This is a genomic window from Vagococcus sp. QWL-13 (assembly GCF_058683555.1).
Window position 1 is genome coordinate 1,704,357 of the sequence record NZ_CM178746.1, and the last position, 13,483, is coordinate 1,717,839.

The window sequence follows — 13,483 nt, forward strand, 5'->3', positions numbered from 1 at the left end:
ACAACTGTTTAATATTTTTCATTGTATTATAACACAATTAAAAAAAGAGTAAATATTTTTTTTATTAAAAAAAAATAATTTTTTGTTAGATAAAAAATTAAACAGACAAGTCCTCTGTCCGCCTCATGGCTCAGCAGATAGACTTGTCTGTTTTTATGATTCTTATTCTTCGTTGCTTGTATCTTCTTTCGTAATGTCTGTGTGTGCAACTTGCGAAGCTGTCACCACCAGTCCATCAGCTTTCTCATCAGTCAGGAACGAGCCGTTAGACGTTCGGTCACTGATTGGGTAATCTTTGGAACTAAAACTTTTTAGTTTCCCTTTTTCAGTTATGACCTGAATCTCATCATCCTCTTCGGATTCTGTCATGTAAACCACTCGGTGAGGATTATTCTTCAATTCACGAAGAACTAATATGCCCCGTTTGGCGCGGCTCAATGAAGAAATTTCCTGTGCCAGCATTCTTTTCACTGCACCCCGTTGTGTCACTATGGTAATCGGCGTGTCTCCCTCTGACCAAACTAAAATCCCGTTAACCACATAATCCCCTGCTTTGAGATTCATTGAAATCACACCAGCCGCTCGTGCTCCCACGATACTCACCTCATCCAGTGAGTAACGCAAACCGAAGTTCCGATGACTGACCAAAAACACATCCAAGTCGTCATTCTTATCAACTAAATAAGCATTGACGATTTCATCCGCACCTTTCAGATTCATGCACAATGTGGCACGGCTTTTGTAAGTTCGCCAGACATCAAACTCTGTCATTTCAGTTTGTTTGATCATGCCTTCTTTTGAAATAAATACAAATACTTTGTTTTCATCTATTTTATCATAAGTATAGACACCGATAATTTTTTCATCTTTTTCAAAATTAGTTATCATTTGGGACAAATGTTCTCCCACATCTTTCCAACGAATATCACTTAACTCGTGGACCGGCCGGTAAATCATGTTGCCCATACTGGTGACAATCAAAAGATGTTGCAGAGTGTGCAGTTTTTCAGCAAAAATCAAATAATCCGTTTCCTTCATGCCGATTTCCTCGGGGACTGAGGCGCTGTAAGAACGCAGACTGCTGCGCTTGATATACCCTTCCCGAGTCACCGATACAACGACATCTTCTTGTGCCACTAAAACTTCTGTTTCAACAACAATTTCTTCAATTTCCTCTTGGATATGAGTTTTACGAGGCGTGGCATATTTCTTTTTCACTTCTCTCAATTCTTTTTTCATCAATTTTAGCAATTCATTTTCATCACTTAAAATCAAATTTAAAAAAGCAATAGTTTCGGCTAATTCTTGCGCCTCTTTTTTCAGAGCAGTGATGTCTGTGTTAGTCAAACGATATAATTGCAAAGAAACGATGGCTTCAGCCTGTACTTCTGAAAAACCAAAGGCTTGAATAAGATTATGTTTGGCATCTTTTTTATCTTTACTTTTGCGAATTGTTTGAATGACCTGATCCAAGATGGACAATGCTTTGATTAAACCTTCGACAATGTGCTGACGTTTTTCAGAACGTGCCAGTTCAAACCGGCTGCGGCGTTTAATCACACTTTTGCGGTGCTCAATATAAGCTTCTAAAATCCGAATCAGCCCAACTTGTTTTGGTCGTTGCTCGTCTATGGCTACCATGTTGAAATTATAATTAACTTGCAGATCAGTGTTTTTATAAAGGTAATTTAGAATCCCTTCGGCGTTGGCATCTTTACGCAACTCCACCACAATCTGCAACCCTGTGCGGTCTGTTTCATCACGGACTTCCGTAATACCGTCGATTTTTTTCATCAAACGGACTTCGTCAATTTTTTTGACCAGATTGGCTTTGTTGACTTCATAAGGAAGTTCGGAAACCACGATTTGTTCCCGTCCGCCCTTTATTTTTTGAATCTCAACTTTTGAACGGAGCACCACGCGGCCCTTTCCTTCAGTATAGGCATTCTTAATTTCATCTTTGCCTTGTAGAATTGCACCTGTAGGAAAATCCGGTCCCGGAATAAATTCCATGATTTTTTTCAATTTAGCATTAGGATGATCAATCAGGTATATCGTTCCGTCAATAACTTCTCCCAAATTATGGGTAGGGATTTCAGTAGCATATCCCGCAGAAATCCCGGTTGAACCATTCACCAGCAAATTAGGATAGCGGGCAGGTAATACGGTGGGCTCTTTCTCAGTATCATCAAAATTCCAAACCAAGTCTACAGTTTCTTTTTCGATATCTGCCAGCAACTCGCCGCTTAATTCAGATAAGCGTGCTTCCGTGTAACGCATGGCTGCTGCGGGATCGCCGTCCATACTCCCGTTATTCCCGTGCATCTCGATTAAAACATCCCGCAATTTCCAATCTTGGCTCATTCGCACCATAGCTTCATAAATACTGCTGTCGCCGTGGGGATGATAGTTCCCCATGATATTTCCCACACTTTTCGCAGACTTTCTAAAAGCTTTATCGTGGGTATTTCCATCCTCGTCCATGGCAAATAGAATCCGTCTTTGAACTGGTTTCAGTCCATCACGGATATCCGGTAAAGCCCGTTCCTGAATAATATATTTTGAATAACGGCCAAAACGATCTCCCATGACATCTTTCAGTGCCATCTCTTGAATATCATTTCGTTGCTGCATTCTTTCCACTTCCTTCATTCTCTAAAAATCTGCAAATAAATCTATTTCTTCAAAATCATCATGAAGTTTTTTATCCTGTTCAGGGTCTGGAACACCCGTCACTTCATTTGACTCTTCGCCAGTTGTCTGACCAGGTTCATGATGCTTAGTATCTAAAATACTTCCTTCTTCTTCAAGAGTGAACGCCACATTATTTTCAATCCAACGGCGGCGTTTATCCACTTTGTTGCCCATCAGAGTAGAAACGATTTTTTCATTACTGCCGGATTCCCCGTCTTCTTCCGAAAGCGTAACACGGATCAATGTCCTGCTGTCTGGATTCATGGTTGTTTCCCACAGCTGATCGGCATTCATTTCCCCAAGTCCTTTATACCGTTGGAGCATATAGCCGCGACCCATTTTTTTAGTGACATCAGTCAACTCTTCATCCGTCCAGGCATATTCAACGGTTGCTTTTTTTCCGGCACCTTTTGATACTTTATACAACGGCGGCATGGCAAGATACACCTTGCCCGCTTCGACAAGTGGCGTCATAAAGCGATAAAAGAAAGTCAACAAAAGCGTTTGGATATGGGCACCGTCTGTGTCCGCATCTGTCATGATAATGACTTTATCGTAATTGCAATCTTCAAGGGTGAAATCAGAACCATAGCCGGCACCGATTGTATAAATCATTGTATTTATTTCTTCATTTTTTAAAATATCTTCAAGCTTAGCTTTTTCCGTATTCAGAACTTTCCCCCGCAATGGCAAAATCGCCTGAAACTTCCGGTCTCGTCCTTGTTTAGCTGAACCGCCAGCAGAATCCCCCTCCACGAGATACAATTCATTTTTCTTAGGGTTTCTAGACTGGGCTGGTGTCAATTTGCCCGACAGCAAAGAGTCTTTCTTCCGTCTTTTTTTCCCGTTACGACTGTCTTCACGGGCTTTTCGAGCAGCTTCACGCGCTTCACGTGCCTTTAATGATTTTCGTACCAGCATTTGGCTCATCTCATTGTTTTCCTGCAGATAGAAACCGAGCTGTTCAGAAATTATCGTTTCTACTACTGTTCTAGCAGGAACAGTGACCAGTTTTACTTTTGTCTGACTTTCAAACTGGAGCAGATTTTCAGGAATTCTGACTGAAACAATGGCAGTCAGCCCTTCTCGTATATCGCTGCCATCCAAATTTTTATCTTTGTCTTTCAACAAGCCGACTTTGCGGGCATAGTCATTAAAACATTTAGTCAATGCTGTCCGCATCCCTGTTTCGTGGGTGCCGCCATCTTTGGTCCTAACATTGTTTACAAAAGAAAGCACATTTTCCGAATACCCGTCATTATACTGAAAGGCGAATTCTGTTTCTATTTCATCTTTTTCTCCCGAAAAATAAACCACAGGGGTCAAATCATCTTTTTCTTCATTCAAATAATCAATAAATTCTTTAATTCCTTGCTCATAGTGGAAAATTTCTTCCGCCGGTTCTTCTGGACGTTCGTCTCTTACAATGATTTTCAAGTTTTTAAGCAAGAAAGCCGATTCCCGTAAACGTTCAGTCAATGTTTGAAAAGAAAATTCCGTCGTGGTAAAAATTGATTTATCCGGCATAAATTGGATAAAAGTACCATTTTTCTTCTTGGAAGTTTTTCCTAGTTTTTTAAATTTTTTGTCAGGTCTGCCCCCGTTGCGGAATTTTTGTTCATACTCCACTCCGTCGCGAACAACACGCACGATTAACCATTCAGAAAGCGCGTTGACCACACTGGCTCCCACACCGTGAAGTCCCCCGGAACTGCGGTAGCCTCCCCCTTGTCCAAATTTTCCCCCGGCATGAAGTACGGTGAAAATCACTTGAACAGTAGGCACACCAGATTCATGCATTCCGATAGGCACGCCCCGGCCGAAGTCTTCCACGCCAATACTTCCATCCTTGAAAAGGGTGACTTTTATTTCGTTCCCGTAACCTGCCAAAGCTTCGTCCACGGAATTATCAACAATTTCAAAAACCAAATGATGCAAACCTTTGGCATCATTGGATCCAATATACATTCCCGGTCTTTTTCTTACAGCATCAAGACCTTCCAGTACTTGAATGGACGAATCATTGTAGTCATTTTGTACTTTTTTAACCATGCTCTGTCAAACTCCTTATTGCTCTGCATCATTACAAAGCCAATATTCTCAGCAATACAGCCTTTCTATTATAACATTAAGTTTTTAAAATGAAAAAACAATTAAGTCTTTTCTTATTTTAACAAACAAGCCCTTTCTTATCATACGTCATAATGGTGCAAATTTAAAATAATTTTTTTCAACTTGAGGAAAACTTCTGATTGTCGATGAGTATGCACCTCCCATGAACTCAAAAATAAAAAGCCTTTTGGAAAAAATCCCTCAGGCTTCAACTTTGATTTTATGATAAATTACAGAAAATGGTCTCATTTGCTTCGATTGAACATACCCGCCGCAGCGCACCCATTTCTTTAACTCTCATTTCCGATAAAGACCGGTCAATCCTATATCCTCAAAAACACTTAATCCCATCTTTTTATACCAACTGATAATTTTTTGATTTTCCTTCGATCCGTCAGTCATCAGCACCAGTTGACGAATATGTTTCGATTCATCTAATATTTGTTTAATAAGCAATGTGCCGATGCCTTGCTTTTGATATTCCGGCATAATCAATATATCTTGGATATATTGAATCGAGAGACCGTCTCCTACTGTGCGAAGCAATCCTACCAGTTGGTCTTCATTCCAAGCTGAGATAACCGTTTGACTGTTTGCTATCAGTAATGATAAATCCGCAATTTGTTCTGTATATGAAAGCCAGCCAACAGAAGTATATAGTAATCTTAAATCATTATCTGAAATTTCTTTGGTTCTTTTATACTGAATCATTCTGCCACACCCTTTGTTTCAATCATTTATGGAATTTTCCTGATGAAAAGACAAGGACACTTTATACCGGTTGACTTGTCTTCTCTTTCACTATGATAAACTATGGATGATTTTTAGACAAAAAAATAGTCTAGCAAGTGGAATTTTTCTACCTTAAACACATCCGAACCAAGTTCCATGTATCAAAAACCTGATCCTTTATATTAAACACTTGCTAGACCATATTCAATTGGTAAGGAGTACTCAAATTCCCACTTCCTTTTACAGTTTCTTTAAAGCTCATACAAATTCTCTTCACACGTAGATGCTATCTTCTTCTACTTTCCTACTGGGAATTCATACGCCCCTTACACATTATTTATACCATATTCAGCGTTTTATTGCAAGCGTTTTATTTAACATAAAGTACAAATTTTCTCCCACAAGATTAACAAAAATAAACTGATATCTGTGTTACAATTTAGACAATGGATAGAAACAAATAAAAATTATGAAAGGATAGATTTCATGGAAAAATTTTCTAGAGATCATGTGATTTATAACTTTGAACATGGAATGAACGAGCGCTATCGTGTTGCTTCTGGGGATTCTTTTGTTGTTGAAACCAATGACTGCTTCCATCAGCAAATCGTCAGTGAAGAACAATTGTTGATGGAGATTGATATGGATATCGTCAATCCGGCAACAGGACCGATTTACGTCGAAAATGCCGAACCGGGGGATGTTTTAAAAGTAGATATACTTGATATCACACTGCCTGACCATAGTGTGGCAGCCGCAGTTCCCGGTGAAGGAGGATTGGGAGAGGAATCGAACACACCTATCGTACAAATTATTGAGATCAAAGACGGCAAAGCACATTATTTAGGGAAAGAAATCCCCGTCAATCCGATGATTGGTGTTATTGGTGTGGCCCCAGCAAAAGAAGATGGCGTTTGGGGGACACACACTCCTTGGAAACACGGTGGAAATATGGATTCCAAAGTGATAGGCATCGGTTCTACACTTTATTTTAACGTTAATCAAGCTGGTGCTATGCTAGCTCTCGGAGATTGTCACGCGGCAATGGGTGACGGAGAATTATGTTTTACAGGGCTGGAAATCCCAAGCAATGTCCACTTGCGGGTATCAGTCTTGAAAGAGAAACGTTTGTTGGATTGGCCTATCTTGGAAACGAATGATACCATCAGCGTTATTGGATCAGGAGAGACTTTAGAAGATGCCATGAAAGCCGCTTCCAGTGATGCGGTCGCCTATATACGCGACACACTGAGCGTTTCTTGGCCGCAAGCTTACGTTATGGCAAGTCAGGCGATGGATCTGAGAATCTCTCAAGTGGTCAACCCGATGAAAACAATCCGTGCTGAAATACCGAAATATATTTTAACTATGGAAGAACTGCTGGAAAAAAGATAATAAGCCCTGCAAAAAACACACCTCCCAAAACACAGCCAATGTTGCTGCACCTTGGGAGGTGTCTTGTGAGTTGCGTTTACAGATGTTGACACCCAAATCTTAGAAAGTCAAACTCTCTTTCACCTTTTCAAAAATCAATCCTATTTCCTCATCATCAATCGTACGAACATCTAACAAATAATTGTCAGAATGAATTCTCCCTATCACCGGTGCTTCACCTTGCCGCAAGCGAAAAGCGAATGCTGTCACGCTTATTTCTTTTGGTTTGACCGACACTATCCAGGTAGGCAATTCCTGTTCAGGCATAGACCCCCCTCCGACTTGAGATTCTCCTTTTGTGACTCTCACATCTATTTCATCTAAATCAGATAAACTGTCAGACAATTTTTTTGCTCTCTCTTTTAGGATATCTTCTGATACCGTCAACATACGCAATGAGGGAATCGCCTGAACCGCTTTTTCTTCATCGAGATATTGACGCAGAGTGCCTTCCAACATTGCTATCGTCAACTTGTCGATCCGTAAAGCACGCGTCAGCTGATGGCGTTTCATTTGGTCGATATATTCTTTTTTCCCGACAATGATCCCTGCTTGCGGTCCCCCTAACAACTTATCTCCGCTAAATGTCACGATATCCGCGCCCGCATTGAGCGCACTGCTGACTGTTTCTTCTTTTCTTAAACCGTATTTTTCCAGCTCTATCAATGTACCGCTGCCCATATCATAAATCAAAGGAAGTCCTGCTGAATCGGCAATAGCTTTCAGCTCTTTTAAAGAAACACTTTCAGAAAATCCGCTGATAGTAAAATTACTACGATGGACTTTCATCAGCAGTCCGGTCTGCTCCTCATCAATGGCTCTTTCGTAGTCCGTTCCATAAGTTTTGTTAGTCGTTCCTACTTCTCTAAGCTTACAACCGCTCAATGTCATGATTTCGGGAATCCTGAAAGAACCGCCGATTTCAACCAGTTCTCCCCTCGAAACAATGACTTCTTGTCCCGAAGCAAGGGCAGACAGACTCAACAACACTGCTGCAGCATTATTATTCACTACCAGCGCAGCTTCTGCACCGGTCAACGTCACTAACAATTTTTCCAGATGTTCATATCGCGACCCTCGTTGGCCTGTTTCCAAATCATACTCTACATTTGTGAAATGAAAAGCAACATTCAATAATTGTTCTTTCAAGTCACGTGCCAGTTTGGAACGTCCTAAATTAGTATGCAAAACTGTTCCTGTGGCATTGACTACTCTTTTAAGTGTAGGCTGAGACTCTTTAGCAATCAATTGCTTAGCTTCTAACAACAAACCGTCCAGTGTTTGGGCCTCCACATCATTTTCTAACTGCTGTTTTCGGCTGTCAGCAGCCACTCTTCTAAAACAGTCCACGACAAATTCTCTAGGATAATCGGCAAGCAGTTCTTTTCCTGTCCGGGTTTGAAGCATTTCGGTGATGGACGGCACGGAAATTTTTTTAGTCATCTCTCTCCCCCTTTTTTGATTGGTTATTCACATCTGAATGATTCCCCGCTGTCAAGATCCGGTAATCATCAACTCTTTCGGTGATATGCAGCTTATCAAGATAATCCAATATCAACACAGCATATTTTCTGCTGGCGTTGATCAAATCTCTGAACTCGGCCAATGTCAATTTACCGTGGGTATGGATATGTTCTTTAACCAAGTCCACCGCCTGATTAAAGTAATCAATATGAAGGACATTTTCAGCATCTAGTTGGACGACTGTTTTTCCAATCAAAGATTCCAACACTTCTTTTTTTTGTTTATCCCTCTCTGTCACTTCATCTTGTCTCATTGCCTGAAAACCTGCATTCAGCAATTTCTGTTCAATCTCTTTTCTGTCTTTTTGCTGATAGGCATTGTAGACAATTTTAAAACCTGACAAATAAACCATGGGAGCCATTTTGATTATTTCATCCTGAGCCATTTTTGTTAACAAGGTATCAAAATCTTTTTGCTTCATTTCCAAATTGATTTTCGTTCTAAGTTCCTCTTTAGTCATTCCTTCTTTCAAACGGAATTTTTTATGATAATTATTTAGTTGAAGAACCACTAGATCTTGAAAGTTTTCGTAATAGTCGGCATGAAGATATCTACTGCCAAATTGATAAATCAGATGAGATTGGACCATTTTTTCTAATACATGCTCGATTTCCTCTTGACTTGCACCAAAATACGAAGATATCTCTCCACTGGTCATAAATACAGCAGTATGACTCAGCATATAATCGCTGATTAGATTTTCCAATGAATTTTTTTCTTTCATTTTTAACTTTTCAATAACTTCTTCACTAAAACGTTTATGTTTATCAGGAAGTTCATCTAACACTCTCCCTCCGCCGATAGTCGTCATTGGAGAATAGGAGCGCAAGATAAAACGGTCGCCTTTTTTCGCAACAACTTCTTCTTCAAGCCTTAACTGGAGATAGGCTTCTGCTCCTGCCGGAACTTCCTCAACTCCAATAGGTACAACCCGGCACATGATTTCTCTTGTCCCTATATGAAGCCTGACTCGATCCCATAGTGACAAAGAAAAATTCTCCAGCAGCAAAACTTTAACATCAAGCATCCAAGTTTTTTTCAATGCCTCTGGAAAAGCTAAGGTATCGCCACGCTTTATGTCACTCACTTTCACATTAGACAAATTTAGAGCCGTCCGCGTATGAGGAGAAACATGGGAGACATTTTGTTCGTGAACTTGAATGTTGCGGATTTTTGTCCTTTTGCCTGAAGGATACACCATCATTTCATCTCCCGTGCTTAACTGCCCATCCATCAAAGTCCCTGTTACAACAGTACCAAAACCTTTTACGGTAAACACCCGATCCACATGCATTCTCGGCATGTTCACAGCAGTTTTCCCATTTCCTATCTCTTTGCTTTGTTTATCAATTAAGTCAATCAATTCTGCTATCCCCACATCATCTATTGCATCGACTTTGACTAGCGGTGCCTCTTGTAACGGCGTTCCAGCAAATTGATCCCGGATGTCTTCTTCAACCAGCTCCATCAACTCGTCATCGACTAAAGAAATTTTAGTCATCACGATGATATAATTTTCAATGCCCATCAGCTGCAGGATATCCGCGTGTTCTTTGGTCTGCGGCATGACTCCCTCGGTACTGTCAATAACCAGCAAAACCAAATTGATGCCTGACAAACCGGCCATCATATTTTTAATAAAACGTTCATGACCCGGTACATCAATGATTCCTGCCCGGTTGCCACTTGGCAGGTCAAAATACGCAAAGCCTAAGTTGATAGACAACCCGCGTTGTTTTTCTTCTTTCGTTGTATCTGTTTCAATGCCAGTCAATCTTTTAATTAACGTGGATTTTCCATGATCGACGTGTCCGGCAGTCCCGATGATGATATGCTCCATTTAAATCCCCTCTTTATCCCGCTTACTTAACTATATTCCACTTAGAGAATCTCTTTTCTATTCATAATCATAACACAAGGCCCTTGTCCCCCGCACTTTTTACTCACTTTAAACGCCATAGCTTTTCTTGATTTGATAGACCGCTACTTTTTTCTGTGCTATACTATTTTCGGGAGTGGATGGGTTCTGGTGTTCCCTCTGGTCTTCAAAACCAGTATGAGGAGTTAAGAGCTTCTTAGGTGGGTTCGATTCCCACACATTCCCGCCAAATAATCTAATTTTTTAATTTATCATCAAACCATAAAGAATTTATTTTAACCATTCCTTGAATGGTTTTTTTGTTTTATCATCCCCTCCAGCACATGCTGAAAGGGGTGATTTATTTGATAAAATTTAAAATTTTCCGTCATGCTGACATAAAAAAGTCCAAAAAAAATAGTCTAGCAGATTTTTTCTGTTTAGTTGAATTGATTTGAGGTTCTGATGATTCTCAATCTTTCATTCTAAACATCTGCTAGACCTTTTCCAATGGTAAGGAATTTTTCAAATCCCCACGATCCTTTCCATGACTGACTTACTCGTCAGCCGGTTCACTATTCTGCTGCAAACTGCTCTCAGCATTACCGGGAATTTATCTCATCCCTTACACTTACTTTATACCATATTTAAGAATATTTTGCAAGCGTTTTCTATGCATCTGAATAACCTTGGTTAAAAAATAATTCGACTGGGAATTTTGATAAAAAATCAAAGTTCTAACGGCCCTTTTCGTAGGGTATTCGTTTACTTACCAGGTTTTCTTATATATACTTTAGTTAACAAAAACTTTTAGGAGTGACGAAAATGGAAGAAACTATCTTTTTCAATTTAGGGAATGCCCTCGCTTCAAAAAAAGACACAAAAGAACTCATGAGAACAGCTCAAGTGGAATATGACAAAAGAAAAGGGAAACTCATCATCGTCGAAGACTCTGAAAATGGCGAGCTGGTATTATTCGATGTATCGGACAGCGAGCAACCTTCAGAAAACACCCGAAAATACTATGTCAAAAAAGTGATTGAATAAACTTCTCCGGTATATTTTAAAAATCATCCAGATAACACAAATAAGTAAGAGCAATCAATAAGAGAAAGGATTTTTAAAGCTGCAAAAAAATTCTCATTTATCAGAAAGACGTTCTTTTTATCCATGAAGTTAGAAGAAATCATTCAGAACATGCTATTGCTATGTATAGATATGCCTGTGTGATAAAATATAGTTAAGGAGGCGTTTAAAATGAATGTAGAGTTTAAGAATATTCTTGTTGCATTTGATGATTCTGAACCGTCTAAGAGAGCATTCGAATACGCAAAGTCCCTGGCCGATAAATACGGCAGTCACATCACACTTCTCCAAGTCTTAATTCCTGTCACTGATTATTTGATTCCTGATGCATTCATCTTGCGAGATTTTATTGAAGGTCAGAAAGAAATTGAGGAAAAAGTTCAAAAAGAATTAGAAAGTACGATTCTTCAGTCAGACTATACTCGAAAAAACGCCATAGATGTCATTGTCATGAGAGACACACCCAAAAACTGTATTGTTGATTTTGCTAAAAATAATAATGTCGATCTGATTGTGATGGGAGCAACGGGCAGACATGGTGTTCAAAAAGTGTTGATAGGCTCCACTACTTCCTACGTCATGAGTCGCGCTACTTGTAACGTTCTAATGATAAAATGATTTCTATGAATATTCGTTTTGATACTTTAGCAGTTGGAGTCTCTAGGAAATGATTACTTGTGCCTATTGATTTTCCGTTCAATAATGTGACCTATAATCAAGCTGGACAAGTTATATCCTCTCTGATGACAGTAAACAAGGGAGGCAGTGTTATGACAATTATTTTATTTTTTGGCATAGGAATATTTGCTAGTTATTGGACCTACAAAATTTTAAAAAAGTTTGTCACTAATAGCATTTTGTTATCGATAGCCTTGTGGGTGCTGCCACTTTTAACAGTCTATCTAGTATGGGAATATGTAAACGATTGGGGCGGCCTCTTTTATCTAGTGTCCGCATTTGCGGCTGCTTTGACTAATATTTATTTACATTTCCTCCTACTGTATAGATATTTTAAACAACGTTTCGCTAATTAAGATTAGTAGAAGCTAGATTAATAAACGAAATCAAGTGTCAACTTGAGCAACTTGCTCAGGTTGGCACTTTTTTTACTTGGGGTAAATTCAAACATACACGTATGAAAAATATAAATAAAAAAGGAGCAGATTTCTCCACTCCGATAAAAATTCAACTTTTAAGTATGCTGCGTTTATATGTTTTTTTGCTGTTTTTTCGATTAAAAAGCAAGTAGCTACGATAAACAGATAACACTTGTTCATAATTGACAATCGTTAAATCCTTTATTTGGGCATATTTAATCGCTTGATGAAACTGATTTTTAGTAAATAAAGTTCTATATTCCTGATTGACCCACTTTGACACAAAGTACAGATATTGAGTCCAATCTTCAGCCTTTATATCAGCCTTATGCCTGTTTAATTTTACCAACACACTGTTCACCCTGGGCTTCGGGTGAAAATATTTAGAGGGGATTTTCAGTAATAACTGAATAGAGACTTGAGTATGCAGAAGCAAGCCTAATGTACGATGAATATCCAGCATACGTTTGTAGAACCCCTCTTCCACCACCAAAAATATCTCCGAGGCTTTACTTTCAAATACCGTTTTTTTTAACGATTTTAGTGCTCAAATTATATGGAATATTGCCAACTATTTTATAATCCGTTGTGTCAGGAAATTTAAACTCAAGAATATTCTGATTGACTACTCTAATATTTTTACTGTCTTGCAACTTTTTTGAAGAGAAATTAAACAATGTATTATCTAATTCCACAGAGTGAACGCTTTTGCAATGTTCAGCTAGCTTTGACGTCAAATGTCCCTTCCCAGTTCCAATTTCATAGATTACGTCTGACTTTTTTAGTGCAATTTTTTTTATGATTTGGTTGAGTATCTTGTCACTTGTTAAAAAATTTTGTGAGTATTTGATATTTCTCTCCATGTAACCACTCCTAAGGTGATTACATCGATAAACAAATAAGAAGCTGAATGAATAATTATTTGTAATTTTATTTATCTATTAGA

At 39.1% G+C, this 13,483-nt stretch carries 8 protein-coding genes, 1 tRNA gene and 1 pseudogene; 4 read left to right on the forward strand and 6 right to left on the reverse strand.

The window, feature by feature from the left end; genetic code table 11:
- Positions 1-162 precede the first annotated feature (162 nt).
- The 3 genes from parC to AC4PHI_RS07920 form a co-directional block, all read right to left on the reverse strand.
- On the reverse strand, positions 163-2,634 hold the full coding sequence (gene parC, locus AC4PHI_RS07910; protein WP_492199377.1) for a DNA topoisomerase IV subunit A: 2,472 nt from the start codon (positions 2,632-2,634) through the stop codon (positions 163-165).
- A gap of 21 nt (positions 2,635-2,655) precedes the next feature.
- The gene (parE, locus tag AC4PHI_RS07915; RefSeq protein ID WP_492199378.1) at positions 2,656-4,746 is read right to left on the reverse strand and encodes a DNA topoisomerase IV subunit B; all 2,091 of its coding nucleotides are present in this window, start codon (positions 4,744-4,746) and stop codon (positions 2,656-2,658) included.
- Positions 4,747-5,103: 357 nt separating this feature from the next.
- Positions 5,104-5,517: a GNAT family N-acetyltransferase gene (locus AC4PHI_RS07920; protein WP_492199379.1), complete on the reverse strand. Its 414-nt coding sequence runs from the start codon at positions 5,515-5,517 to the stop codon at positions 5,104-5,106.
- A gap of 507 nt (positions 5,518-6,024) precedes the next feature.
- Between AC4PHI_RS07920 and AC4PHI_RS07925 the strand changes: the two genes are divergently transcribed.
- Complete coding sequence (locus AC4PHI_RS07925) at positions 6,025-6,933, forward strand: acetamidase/formamidase family protein (protein WP_492199380.1); 909 nt, start codon at positions 6,025-6,027, stop codon at positions 6,931-6,933.
- Between the two features lie 99 nt (positions 6,934-7,032).
- On the opposite strand, the gene selA is transcribed toward AC4PHI_RS07925, so the two are convergent.
- Positions 7,033-8,415: an L-seryl-tRNA(Sec) selenium transferase gene (gene selA / locus AC4PHI_RS07930; protein ID WP_492199381.1), complete on the reverse strand. Its 1,383-nt coding sequence runs from the start codon at positions 8,413-8,415 to the stop codon at positions 7,033-7,035.
- A complete protein-coding gene (gene selB, locus AC4PHI_RS07935) occupies positions 8,408-10,336 on the reverse strand; it encodes a selenocysteine-specific translation elongation factor (protein WP_492199382.1) in 1,929 nt (642 codons plus the stop codon). The genes selA and selB overlap by 8 nt, the downstream gene beginning before the upstream one ends.
- 171 nt (positions 10,337-10,507) lie before the next feature.
- Between selB and AC4PHI_RS07940 the strand changes: the two genes are divergently transcribed.
- From AC4PHI_RS07940 to AC4PHI_RS07950, 3 genes are all read left to right on the forward strand, one after another.
- A tRNA-Sec gene (locus tag AC4PHI_RS07940) sits at positions 10,508-10,604 on the forward strand.
- A 575-nt stretch (positions 10,605-11,179) separates the two neighbouring features.
- On the forward strand, positions 11,180-11,401 hold the full coding sequence (locus AC4PHI_RS07945; RefSeq protein ID WP_492199383.1) for a hypothetical protein: 222 nt from the start codon (positions 11,180-11,182) through the stop codon (positions 11,399-11,401).
- 210 nt (positions 11,402-11,611) lie between these two features.
- Entirely contained in the window at positions 11,612-12,058 is a 447-nt protein-coding gene (locus AC4PHI_RS07950; RefSeq protein ID WP_492199384.1) for a universal stress protein, read from the forward strand.
- A 567-nt stretch (positions 12,059-12,625) separates the two neighbouring features.
- Here the strand turns inward: AC4PHI_RS07950 and erm are convergent.
- A pseudogene (gene erm / locus AC4PHI_RS07955) lies at positions 12,626-13,400 on the reverse strand (23S ribosomal RNA methyltransferase Erm).
- Between the last annotated feature and the right edge of the window lie 83 nt (positions 13,401-13,483).